Genomic DNA, 20,301 nt, shown 5'->3' on the forward strand with positions numbered 1-20,301 from the left:
CCCCCCCCCCTTTTTTTTTTTTTTTTTTTCCCTATTTCGCCAAGAAGGGAAATGACACAAAAGCCTTTTAGGGAAGCGCTCCACAGTCGGTTCTGGATAGCTTAGGATTGAAATGATGAAGATTTATAAGGGTAATATTTCCAAAAAGTCATTGAATCTGTTTGTTTCGGACATAGGTTCCGGGGAGTTCTTTTCGTATGTAGGTAATCTCGTTTCATTGGAACAAACAATCTCTGTTCTAGGTTTGCTTTCTCCTGATTTTATTGAGGTCGATGGTCACGTCTTCTGGCTGCCCAATGCTGAACAATATGATCCACATAAGTTGCCTTTGAGGGGGATGGTCGAGACTGAAACTGGTGTGTTGAAACAGAGTGCCTTGCGTAAAGACGTTGAACGGTATAGGAATGTTTTTTCAATAAGTCAGTTTTTTTCAAAGTGGGAAGATGCGCCGGATAGGCCGGTATTCAAGGTAGGGCTGTCAGAAGAAGATTATCGTCTTTGCCATTTGTTTGCCGAGCAGCTCGCTGGATATTGGAAGCGCGCGTTATCAGACTGCTTTTCAGGAAAGGATTTTCAGTTTGAAATTGCCGATGATCTTCTCGATGAATATGGGGTTTGCCTAACTTTCTGGCAGTCGTAGTTGAGTAAGGTGGACAAGATAAACGAGAAAGGGGGGCGGGTTTATTTGAATTAATAAAACTGTCCCCTTTATGGGTCGTCCTCTTTATGGGGCCTGCCGACAAAGGTGGGCCAGCCAAGGTTGATATGTTGATTAGCAGATTCTGCAGTGGTGTAAATATGAGCTACCTGCGCATCACTTGCGGCCGGAGTTTTCGGAAGACGGTCGTTTGTGGAAAGTGACCTTGGTGGCGAAGTCTTGAAAATAAACAGTGAAAAGGAGGCATGGGGTGATCACTGAAGATGTAAAAATTATCCAAGGGATTTTTCAGCTGATCGATACTGGAATAGCCCACGGCTACGATGCTTTTCACTATGGTGTGGAATGGGGCGAGGGGTACATCGAGACCGAGTTGGCTGTGGAGAAAGATGGGGTAGAGAGTTGGAATGCGGAGCATGATTACAACGGTGCAATCATGCTCCATCTGGTTGATCAACTAAAAGAGAATGCTGATAAACGAGGTGAACCCTGGAAGTCTTTTGTGCTGTCCTATCGCGAAGGTGAGCAAGTCACAACAAAATTTAACTATGATTGATGCATGGGAAGGATGAGAATGCGCGGTTTCGGAATTTCGTTGTTGCTGGGTGTAACTCTACTTGTATCAGGCTGCAACACCACGCCAGTAGACAAAGCAACGGTTTATTATGACCGGGCGCAATTTTCTTCGCAGATCGTAAAAGACGATCCTTCTATGAGTGATCCGATTCTCCAGCACGGTCGCTGCTCATTGATTATCTCCACGCCAGGGTCAAATACGGGGACCTACCAATTTTGTACTTTTGCACTGACTGCCAAGGGGCTTTATGTCCAGGGGTGGGATGCGAAAGCGCTGAGGTATGTCGAGGTCGTGCACGTCGATTTGTCGAACATCAAAGCAATGTCGATTCATACATTCTTCCGTACCAAGCAGCTTCAGTTAACGGAGGAACGGCGACAACTGGCGCTGAGTGCGTCGATTGACGAGGGTGGCTACGTTGATGCGGAAGCTACTGAACGGTTGTTCGATACCATCAAGAAAAAGGGTGTTCTCGTGGTGGAAAGCAAGGGGATGATCAATCCGCCTGCGCCGCCAGCGCCGATGATCATTCCTATAGTTATTCCGAGATAGAGCTACTGAAAACGGGGCGGATTTATTTGATTCGATAAAACAGCCCCTTTTTGTCTCTTTTTGTCTTTTTATAGTTGAGAAAAATAGTAAAGGGAGACCAGTACAGTGCTTTCTGCCTATCTAGTTTCATGGAGAGGTGTATATGGTTTGCCCAAGATGTCAGCAGGACGACGTTATCAAGGCGATGATAAAAGCGAATAAGTCGATTATTTTTATTTGTCCTGAGTGCGAAGCGACGTGGTTCTCGTTCGACAAAATAAAGTTTCCCGGATTTGTGGATTACATGACTTATATGAGCAGTATTGGTCTGTCCCATCTCTGGGATGAGTTGGAAATCATTTCGGAGAAAATATAGGTGCCACAGTAGTTAACGCGGAGTAAAGGGTGGCGGGTATTTGCCCGTAGAGCCGTGTCTGCACTGGCGGTTTTAAATGTGAACTCTGAGCTGTCAAGGAACGCCTTGGCTTTAGCCATAGCGCTGAGAATGTGAGCTGATGTTTGAGGATTGCTGTGAAAGCAAACAAGGCAATGGAATCGCTGCTGGCTGACCTGCCGCACGTTGTTATGGAGGGTGAGCTCGAGCGTATTGCACGTTCTGATTTTGTCGAGCGTGATGGTTGTATTTTTATCGCAGCTCTGAATCCTCAAAGTCATATGGGCCTCGATAGCTTCCCTGACAGAACCGGTTATGAGTGTTTCGTGAACTCGGTTCATATTGATGATTATGTCAGCGATGATTTATTAGCCACCGCTATTTCCTGGTTGTCCCTGGTACTTGATCAATGGAATAAATCCGGTCTGCCGGGTGTTCTTCAGGGGAGCGTTTCAAGCGACGAATTCGGTGCAACGGTCAAGGTTCATGTGCTCCGCCCAGATGAGCCCTGGTTGGGCGATGACCTTGAGGGGTATGAGCAAGCAGTGCTTACTGTTAACTCGGGCGACATGGGATTTCTTGCCCGGATCAAGAGGCTTTAATGAATGACTATTGATTTTCACTTGCTCGGCCCAGGAGACCTTGGGCTCATCCGCGCAGGTATCACCCGTGACGATTCGAGGTCGGCGCTCAAAAGCCCCTTTGACGCGTTTTTGAAAAGTACTGATTCCACTGTCCCGACCGACGCATATGATGATTTGGGACTGCACGTCTACTTCGATAAAGCGTTGATGGTCGTCGGCGTTGAGTTTTTGAAATGGGCTCAATTTACCTGGTGCGGTCAGCGGTTGGCAGGCGAAGAGGTACTCGTCGTTCAGCAGTTTCTGACAGAGCAGGGTGAGTTTCTGGTTTTCACTAATTCAGGCTTCAATGTGGATCGTTTGGGTCTGCGGTTCTACGCACCTGATATCGGTGAAGAGGACGCCATCGTCGAGGCTGTATATGTGGACTTTACCGGTGTCGACTGAGCAAAGCCGGGGACGACCCTACTTCGGATAAAGCGGCGGCAACCCACTATCCCCAACCGGATCCTGAACCCGCTCCGCCGTCGGAATCGTCCGGATCGCCCGCCACAGATCCTCCCCCTGCCAATGCTGCCCCGTCTCGCTGTACAGCGCGCCGTTCAAACCATCGAGCGCATCCGACAACGGCACAAACCGCGCTGCCATATCCGCCAGTGTCTCCGGCTGCTGACGGGCCCAGGCGTCGAGGGCCTGGCGGGTGGCGTGGGGGTCGTTGGCCTGGCTGGCGCGTTTGATGTCGTCGAGCAGGGTGCGCGGGCTCGGGCCGGTTTGCGCGGCGCGCAGGATCGCCGGTTGCCAGCGGGCACGCCACCACAGGCCGAAGCCGAGCAGGGTGGTGCAGGCGAGAACGAAGGTGCTGAGTTTCCACCACCACAAGGCTTCGCTGTCAGCCGCGCTGAGCGGCAGTGCGTTGCCCGCCGGGGTGTCGACTTGCAGGCTCGGGTTGTTCGCCACTTGCAGGGTGCGCGCCGGCAGGCTGGTGTGTTCCAGGTGGTCTTCGAAGGTGTTCCACCAGACCACGTCCACCGTTGGCAGCTCGATCGAGCCACTGCGGCTCGGCACCAGCGCTTCACGTTCTTCACGACTGCCGATCAGCCCGCGATCGCTGCTCTGGTTGTTCAGCACCGGTTGGTCCGGGTAGCGGCGCAGGCCGTTGGCTTCGGTGGCGGGCAGGGCCGGCAGTTGCGAACTGGCCAGGCCTTCGACCTTGAGGGTCAGGCTGCGGGTCAGGGAGTCGCCGACCTGAGTGTGTTCCGGCTCCGGGTTCCAGCTTTCGCTCAGGCTCAGGCTGTGGGCCGGTAGCCACGGCGCATCGCTGGGGTAGGTCATCGGTTTGGGTTTGACCGTGAGCGAAGTTGCGGCGGAGCTGACGTGCATCAGCTTGCCCGGCTTCGGCCCCTGCGCCGTGGCGTCCTGCGAGGGCTGGGTATCGACCAGTGTGGCGCTGAACGTCTGCGGGGCGATGCTCAGCAAACCGCTGTGCTGCGGATAAATCGCATAGCGCATCTCGATCACGCCATGGCGCACACCGTTGATGTCTTTTTCGTAGGTGCGCATGTCGCCCAGTTGTTCGATGCGCGCGTCGGCGATCTGCAATGGCGTCAGGCTGCTGTCGTCGTACAGCGACACTGAATGGTAGATGCGCAGCGTCAGGATGGCCTGGGCCTGCACATACACACTGGTTTGGTCGAGGCTGGCTTCGATGAACACTGGTTCGCGGGCACTGTTTTCTTCGCGGGTGTCGCTCTCGATCACTTGTACGGTGATCGGCTGGCTCTCGACGTCGCCCAGTTTCAGCGGCGGGATTTCAACGCTGCCGTTCTGCTTGGGCAGCAACGTGATGATCCAGCGCGTGGTGGCGCGGTTGTCTTCGTTGAGGGTGTTCAACTGGTTGACCTGCCGCGTGCCGCGCACTTCGAACAGCGGCTCAAGCGGGGTCAGGTCCGGTTTGCCGAACTGCGTGACATCGTTGGATTCGAGGGTGAGTTCGACCGTCTCGCCGGAGTTCAGGCGACTGCGATCCACACTGGCGGTCAGCTCGGCCGCCTGGGCGGTGGCCGTGCAGATCAGCAGGGGCAGCAAGAGAGCGGTGAAACGGGTCATCGAATGTTTTCCTGATCCTGATGTTGTTGCTGTTCGTACCAGAATTTGCGTCGCAGCAGTTCGCCCGGGTCATCCGGGATCTTGCCCAGCCATTGTTCCAGCGCCTGCTGTTGCTCGCCTTCGAGGTTGTCCTCATTGGGGCGCAGCAGCGGCGGGTTGTTCTGTTCCTTGCCCGGTTCGCTGTCCGGCAGCTCGTTGGCACCCGGCAGCGGCGGGGTGGTCGGCGGCGGTTCGCTGGCGGACTCACCGGTTTGCGGCTCGCTCTGGGTTTCGCTTTTGACCGCTGGCGGCGGAGCGGTCGCTGGCGGTGGTTCATCGCCCGGTAGGTTTTGCTGCGCCGGTTTGTCTTGCGGTTCGGCCGGCGGCGGGGCGTTTTTCTGTTTCAGCAGGTTTTCCACCAGCGCCTTGTTGGTTAGCGCCGGGCGCAGATCCGGTTGGCGTTCCAGGGCCTGCTCGTAGGCGTCCAGCGCCGCTTCCAGCTCGCCGCTTCTGGCCAGGGCGTTGCCACGATTGTAGTGGGCGCGGGCGTCATTGCCCTCGGCGAAACGCTGAGCGGCGCCACTGTAGTCGCCGGCCTCGTACAACGCCACCCCTTGCCATTGCGGATCTTCGAAATGCTTCGCTGCCTCGGCCGGGCACTTCTGTTTGAGCAGATGCAGGCCTTGCTGATCGGGACGCAGCCACAGGTCTTCGAAGTCGAAGGCGTAGCTCGGTTGCGGCAATGCCAGCAGCAACGGCAGGCAGAACAGCCAGCCACGCCGCCCGGCGCACGCGGCGAGCAACAACAGCGGCAACAGCAGCCAGTAACCCTGATCGGCCCAGGTGTCGAGTCGAACGGTCTGGCCATCGCTGCGCAGGCTGCGCGGGCCGTCGAGCAGGCCGAGGTCGCCCAGATCGGATTCATCCAGCCGTGCGCTGCGGTACTCGCCGCCGACCGCGTTGAGGAAGGCACCGAGGCCCGGGCTGTCGAGTTGCGGCACCCGGATTGCGCCCTGGGCATCCTTGAGAAAACTGCCGTCTTCCTGAGCAATCGGCGCGCCCTCGGCAGTGCCGACACCGAGCATCAACAATTGCGCCGATTGGCCACTGAGTGCATTGCGAATACCTTGGCGTTCTTCTTCCGACAGCGAAGAACCAATCAGCAGAATCCGCCCCTGGCCCAACGCACCCTGCTTAAGCAACGCCAACGCCTTGCTCACCGCCAGATCGGCGCGGTGGCCGCTTTCCGGCATCAGCGAAGGCTTGAGCGCGTCGAGCAGATTGCGGCTGGTCGCCAGGTCATCCGACAAAGGCACCAGCGTATGGGCGCTGCCGGCGTAAACGACGATGGCGGTCTGCGCGTCGCTGCGCACTTTCAGCAGGTCGAACAGCTTGCGCCGGGCCTGCTCCAGTCGCGTTGGCGGCGAATCGGTGGCGAGCATTTCCGGGGTCAGTTCCAGCACCACCACCAACGGGTCGGCGGGTTTCTGGCTGGTCTGTTCGACCCGTTCCCAGCTCGGCCCGAGCAGCGCCAGGATCGTCAGCAGCCAAGCCACGCTCAGGGCGACCCACGGCAACTTGCTGTCACGACCGCTGCCGCCACTGAGCAGCGTGGCGTGAAAGGCCGGCGGCAGAATCATCTGCCAGCGACCCGCGCGTTTCTGCCGGTGCCAGAGCTGCCAGATCAGCCAGCCGAGCAACGGCAGCAGCAACAGCCACCAGGGACGGAACCAGTGCGGCCAGAGGGCGATCATCGGCGCCTCCGCAGACGCAGGCGCTTGAGGCGCTCGCGCCAGTCGGGCAGGGGGCTTTGCAGATACAGCTCCTTGGTGAATAGCCGTTGCAGCGGGTTGTCCGGCCACAACACACGGGCCACCAGCAGCATGCTCAGCAGCAGGGCGAATGCCAGTGGCCACTGATACAACGCCTGCGCCGGCCGGGCCTGAGTCGGTTGCTGAGTCACCGGTTCGAGCTGATCGAGGGTGTCCTTGATCGCTTGCAGCTGCTTACCGTCGCGGGCGCGGAAGTAACGCCCGCCAGTGACCTCGGCGATGGCCTTGAGTGCCGGTTCGTCCAGATCGAGGGTCGGGTTGCCGCCAAGCAACGCCGTGGCGCCGCTTTCTTCGGGATCGGCGCCGATGCCGATCGGGTAGATTTTCACGCCTTCGCTGGCGGCCAGTTTTGCGGCGGTCAGCGGGTCGATTTCGCCGCCATTGTTCGCGCCGTCGGTGACCAGAATCAGCACTCGGCTCTGGGCCGGACGCATGCGCAGGCGCTTCAGGGCCAGACCGATGGCGTCGCCAATCGCGGTGTTCTTGCCGGCGATGCCGATCCGCGCTTCATCGAGCCAGACCCGAACGGTGCGCCGGTCAAACGTCAGCGGCGCTTGCAGATAAGCCTGGCTGCCGAACAGGATCAAACCGACCCGGTCGCCGTCGCGGCTTTCCAGGAAGTCACCGAGCAAATGCTGGACCAGCGACAGGCGACTGACGTCCTCGTCGTTCCATTGCATGTCCGGGAAATCCATCGAGCCGGACACGTCCACCGCCACCAACAGATCACGTCCACTGGCGGCAATCGGCAGCGGTTCGCCGAGCCATTGCGGGCGAGCGGCGGCGATCAGCAGAAACAACCACAGCAGCATGAACGGTGCCTGCTGGCGCCACGCCGGCAGATTGGCCCGGGCGCGACGGCGAGCGAGGCCTTCCAGGTCACCCAGGAAACTCACTTTCAGCGCCGGCTCGCCGCTGTCGGCCACCGGCAGCACGAGGCGCATCAGCCACGGCAGCGGCAACAGCAGGAAAATCCACGGCCACGCGAACTCAAACATGTTTGCGGATCCAGGTGTCGACTGCCTGGGTCAGGCCGGCGATGGCTTTGTCGTCGAGTTTGCACTCGGGTTTGTAGGCGCCTTCGACGAGCACCATCCACCGGGTCAGACCGGCGGCAGGGCAACGGTTGTCGAGAAACGCCAGCCATTTGCGGCCGTTGAGGGTGTGGCTCTGGCTGTAGGGGTAATGGTTGCGGCACAGGCGCTTGAGCAAGCCGTTGAGCTGCTGCAGCCAGGCCCCGGCCGGGGCGCCGTCGTAGGGTTTGGGCATCTGCGCCAGTTCGGCGAGTGCAGCGATGCGCACCGGATCGAGCGGCAGTTCGGCGCGCACGACCGGTTTTTTCTTGATCGGAATGAAACGCCGCAGCCGCCAGACTGCAAAACCAATCACCGGCAACAGCAAAAGCAGCAGCCACCAGCCCGGTGCCGGCGGCCAGAAGGCAATCGGTGGCGGGGAGATCAGCGGTTGCAGTTGTTCGAGGCCGTTCATCGACCTTTCCCCGGACGTTGCGGGTTAAGGAATTCGCGCATCTGCTCGACCATTTCGCTCTGAGTGCTCAGCGGCATCAGCAGCACGCGCAGCTTCTGCGCGAGCAATTCCCAGCGGGCGATCCGCGCTTCGGCCTGGGCGCGGTAGGTCTGGCGCAAATCGAAATTGAGGGTGTCGAGTTCCAGCTGCGCGCCGCGTTCGGCGAATCTCAGCAGGCCGGCGGCGGGCAGGGCGTGGTCCAGTGGATCGGACAGCGGCAGCATCAGCAGATCGCAATGGCGCGACAACAGGCTCAATTGCTGTTCGGCGCTGTCGGACAGTGCGCGCTCATCGCAGATCACGATCACCAGACTGCCCGGTCGCAGCACTTCGCGGGCCCGGCGCAGCGCTACGCCGAACGCATCGCGATCCGGCTCCCGCTCGCTGTGCAGCGACTGGTTGACCTTCACCAGGCGGTTGAGCAGTTGCAGCAGGCTTTGCTTGCTGCGGCGCGGTTTGATTTCGTAGTGCTCGTTGTCGCCGAACACCAGCCCGCCGACCCGGTCGTTGTGGCCCAGTGCCGCCCAGCCGATCAGCGCCGCAGCCTGCGCCGCGAGCACCGACTTGAACATCAGCCCGGAGCCGAAAAACAGCCGCGTGCTCTGCTCGACCATGATGAAAATCGGCCGTTCGCGTTCCTCATGAAACAGTTTGGTGTGCGGTTCCTGAGTCCGTGCGGTCACGCGCCAGTCGATGGTGCGCACGTCGTCGCCGGCCTGATAGACCCGCACCTGATCGAAGTCGACGCCGCGACCACGGAATTTCGAGTGATGCAGGCCGATCAGCGGGCTGCGCTGGCTCGGCGTCGAAAACAGCTGCACTTCGCGCACGCGGTGACGCATCTCGATCAGCTCGGCGAGGCTGATGCGGATGCCCGGTTCGGACGGCAGGGAGGCGTTCATCGAGGTCAAGCGACGGCTACGACGTCGAGAATCCGTTGCACCACCCGATCCTGGTCGATGCCAGCGGCTTCGGCTTCGAACGACAGAATGATGCGGTGACGCAGCACGTCGAACAGCACAGCCTGAATGTCTTCCGGGCTGACGAAGTCGCGACCGGCCAGCCAGGCGTGAGCGCGGGCGCAGCGGTCGAGGGCGATCGAGCCACGCGGGCTGGCGCCGTAGGCGATCCACTCGGCCATTTCCGGGTCGAACTTGGCCGGGTTGCGCGTGGCCATGACCAGTTGCACCAGGTATTCCTCCACGGCGTCCGCCATGTACAGGCCGAGGATTTCCTTGCGCGCGGCGAAGATCGCCTGCTGGCTGACCCGGCGTTCGGGCTTGGTTTCGCCGTTCAGGGCTTCGCCCCGAGCCTGTTGCAGGATCCGGCGTTCGACGGCCGCGTCCGGGAAACCCATTTTCACGTGCATCAGGAAACGGTCGAGCTGGGCTTCGGGCAGCGGATAGGTACCTTCCTGCTCGATCGGGTTCTGCGTGGCCATCACCAGAAACAGCGGCGACAGCTCGTAAGTGCTGCGCCCGACACTGACCTGACGTTCGGCCATGGCTTCGAGCAAGGCTGATTGCACCTTGGCCGGGGCACGGTTGATTTCGTCCGCCAGCACCAGGTTGTGGAAGATCGGGCCTTGCTGGAACACGAAGCTGCCGGTTTCCGGACGATATATCTCGGTGCCGGTGATGTCGGCCGGCAGCAGGTCCGGGGTGAACTGAATGCGATGGAACTGGGCTTCGATGCCCTCGGCGAGCTCTTTGATCGCTTTGGTCTTGGCCAGCCCCGGAGCACCTTCGACCAGCATGTGGCCGTCGGCGAGCAGGGCGATGAGCAAGCGCTCGATGAGTTTTTCCTGGCCGAGAATCTGCGTTGAAAGAAAGGTTCGCAGCGCCAGCAGCGCTTCACGATGTTCCATCGATGACTGTTCCTGGAAAGGGAGGCCACAGGCGTTCGGATAACGCCGGGGCTGGGGGCGTTACTTTAATCCATCGCAGGGGGTGGCGACTAACGGCATTTTGCGCAAAGTGCGGGAAATGACCGGGGCAATTGTTGGAATTTTGTGGGGCGGGGGAGGTGCGGTGTTCTTTTGGGCCCTATCGCTGGCAAGCCAGCTCCCACAGTGACCGCGTTCTGTCTGTAGTACGCGTACCCCTGTGGGAGCTGGCTTGCCAGCGATGAGGCCAGTTCAAACACCATCAAATCTGGCTGATATAGGTGCCAGTACCATCAAGAATGTTCTTCAGGGTTTCCTCGACTTCAGCCAGATCCACCATGTCCGGATTGAAGGTGATTTCCAGCACATCATCCCCGTTCAACGCATCGGCATCTGCCGCGGCGATTTCGATCTTCAACAGAGTCTTGGTCAGGGTGACCTTCACGCCATCAAGGGACGACGGCTCGCCATCCAGGGTGATCTCCAGCTCATCCTCGTCCGGATAGCGGCTCATCAGGAACATGTCGCCCTTGTCGCTGTGGCAGCAGAGCATGGCCATGTTGTCTTCTTCGTCGTCGCACGGGTTGACGATCAAAAGGGCGGTGGTCATTTGCATGGGGAATTCCTGACTTGGCGGGCGCGACGGGTGCCACGCAAAAAGGTGATTTTGCCAGTTCGTGACCATTTCCGCTGCTCTGATGTTCGCGTACTGGAGGTCAACGTTGTTATGGGTGCTGTTTAGGCTTTAAAAGCTTGATCAGTCGATAAGGGGTATAAATCAGGAGGTGAATCACGAGTGCAGGTAGAAGCAATATGAAAAAAATAACTGTAAAGGAGAACATTGAATAAAAAAGAAAGTTGAGCCCCATGATTCTGAGTTTGGGGCCCTGAGTTATTAGGTCTGTAGAATTGAAATAGGCTTCGTATACGAAAAGGGAGCAGATCAATATCGTTGTCAATGTCATGAAAAGATACTTGTATAGCGGTGTTTGGTTAAATCTGTCGATTGATTGGAAAGCGTTTTTGTAACTCTTCAGGAAAAGTACAGCTCCAAATATTGGTCCGAATATAGCAATATAGTTTGTGGTTATTTTTGAGCTTAGCGGGAATCTCGAAGACCAGAAGCCGATGTTTTCGATTAGGTAGCCGTTCAGTAAAGTTTCGAGGATGGCGTGTTGTTGATCACCCATAATCGGGACTATCAAGTTGATGAGTAGGATTGGGGAGGCGACCGCTAAAACGAAGGCGTTGGATAATTCAGACTTTTCTTTTTTTTGCATTGTTGTGTCCGTTGTGAGCTTGATAACCGGCTCAATGGCTGTTGAGCCGGATTGCATTTGGTTAGTAGTCAGGTATCGTTTTTCGTAATTGCGTTAAGCACGGAGCGGTTTATTGTTTCCACGGCTTTGGCGTCCAGAAAAATCGCTGCGGCAGCGATTGCGATTCCGGTAACGACTACCACCGCTGCGGGAGGAACCCAAATCAGGGAAAGTAGTGGTGGTAAAGCAAGGGCCAGCAGCGCACCTGCTCCTGCCCCGGCAGCAATACTCTCCAACTCCAGCATCAAAGGCTTCCAGTCGCCGTCCCGGAACCCAATGACCATCTTCTCGATCACCGAGTGCGCCTGTACGACTTTGCCGGTCACGCCAAACCCCTTGGCCAGTCGGTTGACGTTCTCCATGTAGGTCGCTTTATCGAGTGCATTCAGCGCGTCCACCAGCGCACGGGTATCCTGCGGGCTGAGCCTTGCGTTCGGGTTGGTCCTCACTTGCTCGAAGGTCTGCATGGCTTCGGTGTAGCTTCGGATCTTCTTGCCTGAAATGTCCTTTTGAAGATCCATCACAACCTGATGCAGGTTCGCGCCGTATTTCTCCAGGATGTATTTATTGGCGTCGGCAACGAACGCCACGGCGCGCTTGTGCTCGTCGATCTGCCTGGCTTCCTCTGCTGCCGCGAGCCTTGCGTTTTCCTCGGCGATTCGTTGGGCTTCGGCAAGGGCAGCGAGGCGCGCTTGCTCCTGCGCTTGCCTGCGTGCTTCTTCTGCCCGGCGCGCCGCTTCGGCAGCCTGTTGCAAGGCCAGAGCCTCGGCTTGTCGGCGGTTTGTTTCGGCGTATAACTGTGTTTGCCGGGATTGCAGGCTTGCAATCTGATCGGTGAGGATCATGGCGTTGTAAGTTGCTTCCAGCTTTGCATAAAGTTTTGCGGTCTTTGCGGTTTTCAATTGTTGTTGGAGTTCGGCGTTTTTCTGAAATAACAGTTCGTTGACGATGTTTGTTGCCCGGGATAACCATGCGTCCGGCGTAATGGCTGTCAGAGGTGGATAACTGCTTTCTTTGATGTTTAGTTCGGATTGGAGGTTGGCTTCAAGATTTTGCTTGCGTGTGTTGTAGTCATTTTGAAGTGCGAGGGTGAACCCATGCATCGGATTTCCCAAGGGATAGTTTCTGCGGATGTCACACCTCTTATCGTGTTTGGGTTTAAATTGATTATTTCCCACGAGCCATCGGCATAGATGATTATTCCGGGAAGTTCCAGTTGTGACATATGCAAGTTCCTTGTGCATTTAAAGCCCGATCCTTCGGGCGGAGAATGTTTTTACATTGATAGCATTGCCTTGAAACTCAAACAATTCAGGTTGTAAGAATATGTTCTGAAGTTTTTGTGGGCTTTTTCTTTGCTGTTTGTAAGAAGGTAGAAGAGCCTTGTAAGTACTTGTTTTTACTCTAAGTCGTTGCCATTTTGGGGGGCGGCTGAAAGCAGGGGGAAGCGCAGAGCGGAACGCGCGGGAACGTTCGCTGCTCAGGCAGTCATTTTCGAGACGAATGTGTGGGAAATAGGGTTTTAATCCGGCCAGCTCGTCCATCCACTGCTAGTGTTGTGCCATGCCCCAGCCTTCGTTTACGTGCCAATGACCGAATATGTCGCAGCACCGCAAGCAGACACATTGTCGCACCCATTAAGCTGCGCAACGGATGAGCACCCGTAAAGGCATTGCCATGGCCCCGCGAGCGGCGCCGGGCAGTCGTTTTTGCAGATGCCCATTCATGGAAGGTGAATGTGACCTGAGTGTCTCGTCCAGCTTCACCCACCTGTCACCCTGTTTCCTCTGCCCGAGATTCAGGAACAGGGCGACGGAACGCCCCGAAAGGGGTTTTGCACGCGACGCTTTCCATCAATAACAAGCCCAAGCGGAGTACCACAGATGGCGTTCTTCACCGCAGCCAGCAAAGCCGACTTCCAGCACCAACTGCAAGCGGCACTGGCGCAGCACATCAGTGAACAGGCACTGCCACAAGTGGCGCTGTTCGCTGAACAATTCTTCGGCATCATTTCCCTGGACGAGCTGACCCAACGTCGCCTCTCCGACCTCGCTGGCTGTACTCTCTCTGCGTGGCGCCTGCTTGAGCGCTTCGATCACGCGCAACCGCAAGTGCGCGTCTACAACCCCGATTACGAACGTCACGGCTGGCAGTCGACCCACACCGCGGTCGAAGTGCTGCACCATGACTTGCCGTTCCTGGTGGACTCGGTGCGTACCGAGCTGAACCGTCGCGGCTACAGCATCCACACCCTGCAGACCACCGTGCTGAGCGTGCGTCGTGGCAGCAAGGGCGAATTGCTGGAAATCCTGCCAAAAGGCACCACCGGCGAAGGCGTTCTGCACGAGTCGCTGATGTACCTGGAAATCGACCGCTGCGCCAATGCGGCCGAACTGAATGTGCTGTCCAAGGAACTGGAGCAGGTCCTGGGTGAAGTCCGCGTCGCGGTCTCCGATTTCGAGCCGATGAAGGCCAAGGTGCAGGAAATCCTCACCAAGCTCGATAACAGCGCATTCGCCGTCGATGCCGACGAAAAGAACGAAATCAAGAGCTTCCTGGAATGGCTGGTGGGTAACCACTTCACCTTCCTGGGTTACGAAGAGTTCACTGTTGTCGATCAGGCCGATGGCGGCCATATCGAATACGACCAGAACTCCTTCCTCGGCCTGACCAAGATGCTGCGCACCGGTCTGACCAACGAAGACCGCCACATCGAAGACTATGCCGTGAACTACCTGCGCGAACCGACCCTGCTGTCGTTCGCCAAGGCTGCGCATCCGAGCCGCGTGCACCGTCCGGCCTACCCGGACTACGTGTCGATCCGCGAAATCGATGCCGACGGCAAAGTGATCAAGGAACACCGCTTCATGGGCCTGTACACCTCGTCGGTGTACGGCGAAAGCGTGCGTGTCATCCCGTTCATCCGCCGCAAGGTCGAGGAAATCGAGCGTCGCTCCGGCTTCCAGGCCAAGGCTCACTTGGGCAAGGAACTGGCTCAGGTTCTGGAAGTGCTGCCGCGTGACGACCTGTTCCAGACTCCGGTCGACGAACTGTTCAGCACCGTGATGTCGATCGTGCAGATCCAGGAACGCAACAAGATCCGTGTGTTCCTGCGCAAAGACCCGTACGGTCGTTTCTGCTACTGCCTGGCCTACGTGCCTCGCGACATCTACTCCACCGAAGTTCGCCAGAAGATCCAGCAAGTATTGATGGAGCGCCTGAAGGCCTCCGACTGCGAATTCTGGACGTTCTTCTCCGAGTCCGTGCTGGCCCGCGTGCAACTGATCCTGCGCGTCGACCCGAAAAACCGCATCGACATCGACCCGCTGCAATTGGAAAACGAAGTGATCCAGGCCTGCCGCAGCTGGCAGGACGACTACGCCGCCCTGACCGTTGAAACCTTCGGCGAAGCCAACGGCACCAACGTGCTGGCCGACTTCCCGAAAGGCTTCCCGGCCGGCTACCGCGAGCGTTTCGCCGCGCATTCGGCCGTGGTCGACATGCAGCACTTGCTCAACCTGAGCGAGAAGAAGCCGCTGGCCATGAGCTTCTACCAGCCGCTGGCCTCTGGCCCACGCGAGCTGCACTGCAAGCTGTATCACGCCGATACCCCGCTGGCCCTGTCCGACGTGCTGCCGATCCTGGAAAACCTCGGCCTGCGCGTGCTGGGTGAGTTCCCGTACCGCCTGCGTCACACCAACGGCCGCGAGTTCTGGATCCACGACTTCGCCTTCACCGCCGCCGAAGGCCTGGACCTGGACATCCAGCAGCTTAACGACACCCTGCAGGACGCGTTCGTCCACATCGTCCGTGGCGATGCCGAGAACGATGCGTTCAACCGTCTGGTGCTGACCGCCGGCCTGCCATGGCGCGACGTGGCGCTGCTGCGTGCCTACGCCCGCTACCTGAAGCAGATCCGCCTGGGCTTCGACCTCGGTTACATCGCCAGCACCCTGAACAACCACACCGACATCGCTCGTGAACTGACCCGGTTGTTCAAGACCCGTTTCTACCTGGCCCGCAAGCTGGGCAGCGAGGATCTGGACGACAAGCAACAACGTCTGGAACAGGCCATCCTGACTGCGCTGGACGACGTTCAAGTCCTCAACGAAGACCGCATCCTGCGTCGTTACCTGGACCTGATCAAAGCGACCCTGCGCACCAACTTCTACCAGACCGACGCCAACGGCCAGAACAAGTCGTACTTCAGCTTCAAGTTCAACCCGCACTTGATCCCTGAGCTGCCGAAACCGGTGCCGAAGTTCGAAATCTTCGTTTACTCGCCACGCGTCGAAGGCGTGCACCTGCGCTTCGGCAACGTCGCTCGTGGTGGTCTGCGCTGGTCCGACCGTGAAGAAGACTTCCGTACCGAAGTCCTCGGCCTGGTAAAAGCCCAGCAAGTGAAGAACTCGGTCATCGTGCCAGTAGGTGCGAAGGGCGGCTTCCTGCCGCGTCGCCTGCCACTGGGCGGCAGCCGTGACGAGATCGCGGCCGAGGGCATCGCCTGCTACCGCATCTTCATCTCGGGCCTGCTGGACATCACCGACAACCTGAAGGACGGCAAACTGGTACCGCCGGCCAACGTCGTGCGGCATGACGACGATGACCCGTACCTGGTGGTCGCGGCGGACAAGGGCACTGCAACCTTCTCCGACATCGCCAACGGCATCGCCATCGACTACGGCTTCTGGCTGGGTGACGCGTTCGCGTCCGGTGGTTCGGCCGGTTACGACCACAAGAAAATGGGCATCACCGCCAAGGGCGCGTGGGTCGGCGTACAGCGCCACTTCCGCGAGCGCGGCATCAATGTCCAGGAAGACAGCATCACGGTGGTCGGCGTGGGTGACATGGCCGGTGACGTGTTCGGTAACGGCCTGTTGATGTCCGACAAGCTGCAACTGGTTGCCGCGTTCAACCACATGCACATCTTCATCGATCCGAATCCGGATCCGGCCACCAGCTTCGCCGAGCGTCAGCGCATGTTCGACCTGCCGCGTTCGGCCTGGTCCGACTACGACACCAGCATCATGTCCGAAGGCGGCGGCATCTTCTCGCGTAGCGCGAAGAGCATCGCCATCTCGCCACAGATGAAAGAGCGCTTCGACATCCAGGCCGACAAGCTGACCCCGACCGAACTGCTGAACGCCTTGCTCAAGGCGCCGGTGGATCTGCTGTGGAACGGCGGTATCGGTACTTACGTGAAAGCCAGCACCGAAAGCCACGCCGATGTCGGCGACAAGGCCAACGATGCGTTGCGCGTGAACGGCAACGAACTGCGCTGCAAAGTAGTGGGCGAGGGCGGTAACCTCGGCATGACCCAACTGGGTCGTGTGGAGTTCGGTCTCAATGGCGGCGGTTCCAACACCGACTTCATCGACAACGCCGGTGGCGTGGACTGCTCCGACCACGAAGTGAACATCAAGATCCTGCTGAACGAAGTGGTTCAGGCCGGCGACATGACCGACAAGCAACGCAACCAGTTGCTGGCGAGCATGACCGACGAAGTCGGTGGTCTGGTGCTGGGCAACAACTACAAGCAGACTCAGGCCCTGTCCCTGGCGGCCCGCCGTGCTTATGCGCGGATCGCTGAGTACAAGCGTCTGATGAGCGACCTGGAAGGCCGTGGCAAGCTGGATCGCGCCATCGAGTTCCTGCCGACCGAAGAGCAACTGGCCGAACGCGTTGCCGAAGGCCATGGCCTGACCCGTCCAGAGCTGTCGGTGCTGATCTCGTACAGCAAGATCGACCTCAAGGAGCAGCTGCTGGGCTCCCTGGTGCCGGACGACGACTACCTGACCCGCGACATGGAAACGGCGTTCCCGCCGACCCTGGTCAGCAAGTTCTCCGAAGCCATGCGTCGTCACCGTCTGAAGCGCGAGATCGTCAGCACCCAGATCGCCAACGATCTGGTCAACCACATGGGCATCACCTTCGTTCAAAGGCTCAAAGAGTCCACCGGCATGACCCCGGCGAACGTGGCTGGCGCCTACGTGATCGTGCGTGACATCTTCCATCTCCCACACTGGTTCCGTCAGATCGAAGCGTTGGACTACCAGGTTTCCGCTGACGTGCAGCTGGAGCTGATGGACGAGCTGATGCGTCTGGGCCGTCGCGCTACGCGCTGGTTCCTGCGTGCCCGCCGCAACGAGCAGAACGCTGCCCGTGACGTCGCGCATTTCGGTCCGCACCTGAAAGAGCTGGGCCTGAAGCTGGACGAGCTGCTGAGCGGCGAAATCCGCGAAAACTGGCAGGCGCGCTATCAGGCGTACGTCGCCGCCGGTGTTCCGGAACTGCTGGCGCGTATGGTGGCGGGGACTACCCACCTCTACACGCTGCTGCCGATCATCGAAGCGGCCGACGTGACCGGTCAGGATCCAGCCGAAGTGGCCAAGGCGTACTTCGCCGTGGGCAGCGCGCTGGACATCACCTGGTACATTTCGCAGATCAGCGCCTTGCCGGTTGAAAACAACTGGCAGGCCCTGGCCCGCGAAGCGTTCCGCGACGACGTCGACTGGCAGCAACGCGCGATCACCATCGCCGTACTGCAAGCGGGTGGCGGCAACCGGGACGTAGAGGAGCGTCTGGCGCTGTGGATGGCGCAACACGACGCGATGATCCAGCGCTGGCGCGCCATGCTGGTGGAAATCCGTGCCGCCAGCGGCACCGACTACGCCATGTACGCGGTGGCCAACCGTGAGCTGAACGACGTGGCGCTGAGCGGCCAGGCGGTCGTGCCTGCTGCGGCGACTGCGGAGCTTGAGCCTGCTTGAGTAGCCGTTGAATGAAAAAGCCCCTGCATTGTGAGATGCGGGGGCTTTTTTTGGCCGCATGGATTTGTGTTGTTTGATCTGGCCCTATCGCTGGCAAGCCAGCTCCCACAAATATTCCAGTGTTCCCGATACCTGTGGGAGCTGCGTTGCGACGATTCGACTTGCCAGCGATGAGGTCCTATTTGTCACTGCAAGTTATGTGTTTGTTTAGTATCAAGCATCGACACATTACCTGCCGGCCTGGTCAGCAAATTACTGAGCGACTGGTCAAACTTCTGCAACGCCCGAACCTGAACTTCCTGTTGCTGATTAATATCCGCAACAATCTCCTCTGAACGCTTGAAGTCCGCCCAGACCGGCGTCAATTCTTTTGCCTCAGACCCCTTGGCCGTACCGATATAGTTGAACTTCCCATCATAAAAATCCGCACTCACATCCGCCTTGATGTCAGAACTGCGCGAGGTAATCAACTGGCTGTGCGTGTCGACAACCGCCACCACATCCGGATTGGCCGCACGCAGGCTCTGCATGTCCGGATACACCGTCACCGAGCCGAACTGACGTTGCAGCGAAGCTTTCACCCAATCAACCGCCATGTCCGGTTGCGAAGTGGCGACGTAGGCGTCGTGAATCGGCTGCACCAGCAGGCTCTGGCCGAAACCGGTGCCGGCGTTGGCCTGGTAGTTGCGCAAATAGTCGCGGTTGGCCTGAGTGCTTGGGCTGTAGATGACACCCAGCGAGACACCGGGACCACTTTTCACCTGGGTGGCGCTGCTGCGTCCCACCGGTTGGGTGAATAGAGTGTCGAGAGAGGAAACCGCTTTCGGAGCGGTAGGAACAGAACAGGCGGACAACGCTAAAACTGATATCGCCAAGGTACTGGCAAAGGCAAGTTTCATGGTAAGTCTCCCGTGAAGCAACTTCAGTCGGAAAGTCAGGCATGTCGGGGTTGATTAAATGGAACCGGCGACAGTTGCCTCAGACTACTCCCGCCAAAACGAAAACAACCTGACAATTTGCTGAATGACTGTCATGTCATAGTTTTATTGGTTGTAAGCATTTTTGATTAATTGCCGCGTGAAATAAAAAAGGCGCCAACTAATATTTTGCGCCTTTCATTTATGGTTGGTTAAACAACCATCAGTTTTTCAGTGGGATCAATACTTGCTCGTCGGGTGACAGCACCATGAACACCAGCAACCTGGCCGGCTTGTTGTTGCTGGCGTTTTTCGAGATCAAATGCTCGGAGCCGGCCGGTTCGTACCAGTATTGGCCCTTCTTATAGGTGATCGGTTGCTCACCCTTGACCTGGGAAACGATCTCGCCTTCGAGCACGTAGGCCATGGCGGTGCCGTCGTGTTTGTGGGCGATCGAGGACTGGCCGGGTTTGTAATCGACTTCGATCATCATGGCTTTTTTGCCGGGGACGTTTTTCAGCATCTGATCCTGCAGCACCGAGATTTTCTCGGACGGGGCATCGGTGCCGTGGGCCAGTGCTGAAGCGCTGATGGTAAGGGCCAGAGCGGCGAGCGGGGCGGCAAGCAAGTGCAGGACTTTCATGGTGATCACCTGATGAAGTGGGGGGAGTCGGTCATCACAGTAGTCCGCGTGCCGGGGTATTCAAACGGCCAATGTTCGGGAAGTTCGGGTGACCAATCTGGGGGATGTCAGCACATTCAAATACGCCATCGCTGGCAAGCCAGCTCCCACAGGTTTTTGTGTCGTTCATATTATTTGTGAACGATACAAACCTTGTGGGAGCTGGCTTGCCAGCGATGGCGTCAGTAAGTCAAACGATTGGAAAAGAGTTGAAATCCACGCTATTGGCCAGACGACTGTCGATCAGGTCGATGAAGCCCTGGGCTTCCGGGCGATTGAAATGCGCCTGCATCGCCGCTTCCGACTGCCAGCGGGCGCTGACCGTCCAGCGGTGGCTGTCCTCGGGGCAGCGGTCGACCATGTAGGAATCGCAGCCCGGCGTTTCGCGCAGGGTTTCGACGATCTTCTGCAACTGCTTGCCCAGCTCCTCCGATCGGCCGGCGGCAGCCTGCACCTGTACGGTGTTGATCACTTCGTTGGACATTGCTCACACTCCTGAATCAGGCCGGACGAATCCTGCTCATTGAGGGATAACGCTTGTGC

General features: G+C 58.2%; 17 protein-coding genes. 6 read left to right on the plus strand and 11 right to left on the minus strand.

What is annotated here, in order from left to right; all coding sequences use genetic code 11:
- The first annotated feature begins 115 nt into the window (after positions 1-115).
- The 5 genes from CAF77_RS28320 to CAF77_RS28345 all read left to right on the plus strand — a co-directional run bounded on the left by CAF77_RS28320 (position 116) and on the right by CAF77_RS28345 (position 3,188).
- Entirely contained in the window at positions 116-640 is a 525-nt protein-coding gene (locus tag CAF77_RS28320; protein WP_064384088.1) for a hypothetical protein, read from the plus strand.
- A gap of 268 nt (positions 641-908) precedes the next feature.
- Positions 909-1,214, plus strand: a complete 306-nt coding sequence (locus CAF77_RS28325) for a hypothetical protein (RefSeq protein WP_064381149.1) — start codon at positions 909-911, stop codon at positions 1,212-1,214.
- An 18-nt stretch (positions 1,215-1,232) separates the two neighbouring features.
- The gene (locus tag CAF77_RS28330) at positions 1,233-1,787 is read left to right on the plus strand and encodes a hypothetical protein (RefSeq protein ID WP_064381151.1); all 555 of its coding nucleotides are present in this window, start codon (positions 1,233-1,235) and stop codon (positions 1,785-1,787) included.
- Positions 1,788-2,315: 528 nt separating this feature from the next.
- On the plus strand, positions 2,316-2,762 hold the full coding sequence (locus CAF77_RS28340) for a hypothetical protein (RefSeq protein ID WP_064381157.1): 447 nt from the start codon (positions 2,316-2,318) through the stop codon (positions 2,760-2,762).
- Positions 2,763-2,765: 3 nt separating this feature from the next.
- Positions 2,766-3,188 carry a hypothetical protein gene (locus CAF77_RS28345; RefSeq protein ID WP_085655792.1) on the plus strand — a complete coding sequence of 141 codons (423 nt, stop codon included), beginning with the start codon at positions 2,766-2,768 and terminating at the stop codon, positions 3,186-3,188.
- 18 nt (positions 3,189-3,206) lie between these two features.
- Here the strand turns inward: CAF77_RS28345 and CAF77_RS28350 are convergent, their stop codons facing one another.
- The 8 genes from CAF77_RS28350 to CAF77_RS28390 form a co-directional block, all read right to left on the minus strand.
- A complete protein-coding gene (locus CAF77_RS28350; protein ID WP_085655791.1) occupies positions 3,207-4,847 on the minus strand; it encodes a BatD family protein in 1,641 nt (546 codons plus the stop codon).
- Positions 4,844-6,580, minus strand: coding sequence for a VWA domain-containing protein (locus CAF77_RS28355; protein WP_064381164.1), 1,737 nt, complete (start codon positions 6,578-6,580; stop codon positions 4,844-4,846). Before CAF77_RS28355 ends, CAF77_RS28350 begins: the two co-directional genes overlap by 4 nt.
- Positions 6,577-7,656, minus strand: a complete 1,080-nt coding sequence (locus tag CAF77_RS28360; RefSeq protein ID WP_064381166.1) for a VWA domain-containing protein — start codon at positions 7,654-7,656, stop codon at positions 6,577-6,579. Before CAF77_RS28360 ends, CAF77_RS28355 begins: the two co-directional genes overlap by 4 nt.
- Positions 7,649-8,146 (minus strand): DUF4381 domain-containing protein, encoded by a 498-nt coding sequence (locus CAF77_RS28365; RefSeq protein WP_039766825.1) that lies wholly within the window; start codon positions 8,144-8,146, stop codon positions 7,649-7,651. Before CAF77_RS28365 ends, CAF77_RS28360 begins: the two co-directional genes overlap by 8 nt.
- Positions 8,143-9,087 carry a DUF58 domain-containing protein gene (locus CAF77_RS28370; protein ID WP_007959332.1) on the minus strand — a complete coding sequence of 315 codons (945 nt, stop codon included), beginning with the start codon at positions 9,085-9,087 and terminating at the stop codon, positions 8,143-8,145. Before CAF77_RS28370 ends, CAF77_RS28365 begins: the two co-directional genes overlap by 4 nt.
- A 5-nt stretch (positions 9,088-9,092) precedes the next feature.
- The gene (locus CAF77_RS28375) at positions 9,093-10,052 is read right to left on the minus strand and encodes a MoxR family ATPase (RefSeq protein ID WP_011334589.1); all 960 of its coding nucleotides are present in this window, start codon (positions 10,050-10,052) and stop codon (positions 9,093-9,095) included.
- 280 nt (positions 10,053-10,332) lie between these two features.
- A complete protein-coding gene (locus CAF77_RS28380) occupies positions 10,333-10,686 on the minus strand; it encodes a hypothetical protein (protein ID WP_064381167.1) in 354 nt (117 codons plus the stop codon).
- A 732-nt stretch (positions 10,687-11,418) separates the two neighbouring features.
- Positions 11,419-12,633: a colicin-like pore-forming protein gene (locus CAF77_RS28390; RefSeq protein WP_084776950.1), complete on the minus strand. Its 1,215-nt coding sequence runs from the start codon at positions 12,631-12,633 to the stop codon at positions 11,419-11,421.
- A 639-nt stretch (positions 12,634-13,272) separates the two neighbouring features.
- Here CAF77_RS28390 and CAF77_RS28395 point away from each other — a divergent pair.
- The gene (locus tag CAF77_RS28395) at positions 13,273-18,159 is read left to right on the plus strand and encodes an NAD-glutamate dehydrogenase (RefSeq protein WP_085655789.1); all 4,887 of its coding nucleotides are present in this window, start codon (positions 13,273-13,275) and stop codon (positions 18,157-18,159) included.
- A gap of 185 nt (positions 18,160-18,344) precedes the next feature.
- Here CAF77_RS28395 and CAF77_RS28400 read toward each other — a convergent pair whose 3' ends face one another.
- The 3 genes from CAF77_RS28400 to CAF77_RS28410 form a co-directional block, all read right to left on the minus strand.
- The gene (locus tag CAF77_RS28400; RefSeq protein WP_085655788.1) at positions 18,345-19,058 is read right to left on the minus strand and encodes an ATPase; all 714 of its coding nucleotides are present in this window, start codon (positions 19,056-19,058) and stop codon (positions 18,345-18,347) included.
- A gap of 241 nt (positions 19,059-19,299) precedes the next feature.
- Positions 19,300-19,719, minus strand: coding sequence for a cupin domain-containing protein (locus CAF77_RS28405; RefSeq protein ID WP_085655787.1), 420 nt, complete (start codon positions 19,717-19,719; stop codon positions 19,300-19,302).
- Positions 19,720-19,948: 229 nt separating this feature from the next.
- On the minus strand, positions 19,949-20,242 hold the full coding sequence (locus CAF77_RS28410; protein ID WP_007959339.1) for a putative quinol monooxygenase: 294 nt from the start codon (positions 20,240-20,242) through the stop codon (positions 19,949-19,951).
- Positions 20,243-20,301: the final 59 nt, after the last annotated feature.

The sequence above is a fragment of the Pseudomonas sp. R15(2017) genome (assembly GCF_002112685.1).
GTDB lineage: Bacteria > Pseudomonadota > Gammaproteobacteria > Pseudomonadales > Pseudomonadaceae > Aquipseudomonas > Aquipseudomonas glycinae.

Excerpts from the sequence above, each read along its gene's own strand:
- CAF77_RS28320 (WP_064384088.1), top strand. The coding sequence starts at position 116 with ATGAAGATTTATAAGGGTAATATTTCCAAAAAGTCATTGAATCTGTTT.
- CAF77_RS28330 (WP_064381151.1), top strand. The coding sequence starts at position 1,233 with ATGCGCGGTTTCGGAATTTCGTTGTTGCTGGGTGTAACTCTACTTGTA.
- CAF77_RS28340 (WP_064381157.1), top strand. The coding sequence starts at position 2,316 with ATGGAATCGCTGCTGGCTGACCTGCCGCACGTTGTTATGGAGGGTGAG.
- CAF77_RS28345 (WP_085655792.1), top strand. The coding sequence starts at position 2,766 with ATGACTATTGATTTTCACTTGCTCGGCCCAGGAGACCTTGGGCTCATC.
- CAF77_RS28350 (WP_085655791.1), bottom strand. The coding sequence starts at position 4,847 with ATGACCCGTTTCACCGCTCTCTTGCTGCCCCTGCTGATCTGCACGGCC.
- CAF77_RS28355 (WP_064381164.1), bottom strand. The coding sequence starts at position 6,580 with ATGATCGCCCTCTGGCCGCACTGGTTCCGTCCCTGGTGGCTGTTGCTG.
- CAF77_RS28360 (WP_064381166.1), bottom strand. The coding sequence starts at position 7,656 with ATGTTTGAGTTCGCGTGGCCGTGGATTTTCCTGCTGTTGCCGCTGCCG.
- CAF77_RS28365 (WP_039766825.1), bottom strand. The coding sequence starts at position 8,146 with ATGAACGGCCTCGAACAACTGCAACCGCTGATCTCCCCGCCACCGATT.
- CAF77_RS28370 (WP_007959332.1), bottom strand. The coding sequence starts at position 9,087 with ATGAACGCCTCCCTGCCGTCCGAACCGGGCATCCGCATCAGCCTCGCC.
- CAF77_RS28375 (WP_011334589.1), bottom strand. The coding sequence starts at position 10,052 with ATGGAACATCGTGAAGCGCTGCTGGCGCTGCGAACCTTTCTTTCAACG.
- CAF77_RS28380 (WP_064381167.1), bottom strand. The coding sequence starts at position 10,686 with ATGCAAATGACCACCGCCCTTTTGATCGTCAACCCGTGCGACGACGAA.
- CAF77_RS28390 (WP_084776950.1), bottom strand. The coding sequence starts at position 12,633 with ATGCACAAGGAACTTGCATATGTCACAACTGGAACTTCCCGGAATAAT.
- CAF77_RS28395 (WP_085655789.1), top strand. The coding sequence starts at position 13,273 with ATGGCGTTCTTCACCGCAGCCAGCAAAGCCGACTTCCAGCACCAACTG.
- CAF77_RS28400 (WP_085655788.1), bottom strand. The coding sequence starts at position 19,058 with ATGAAACTTGCCTTTGCCAGTACCTTGGCGATATCAGTTTTAGCGTTG.
- CAF77_RS28405 (WP_085655787.1), bottom strand. The coding sequence starts at position 19,719 with ATGAAAGTCCTGCACTTGCTTGCCGCCCCGCTCGCCGCTCTGGCCCTT.
- CAF77_RS28410 (WP_007959339.1), bottom strand. The coding sequence starts at position 20,242 with ATGTCCAACGAAGTGATCAACACCGTACAGGTGCAGGCTGCCGCCGGC.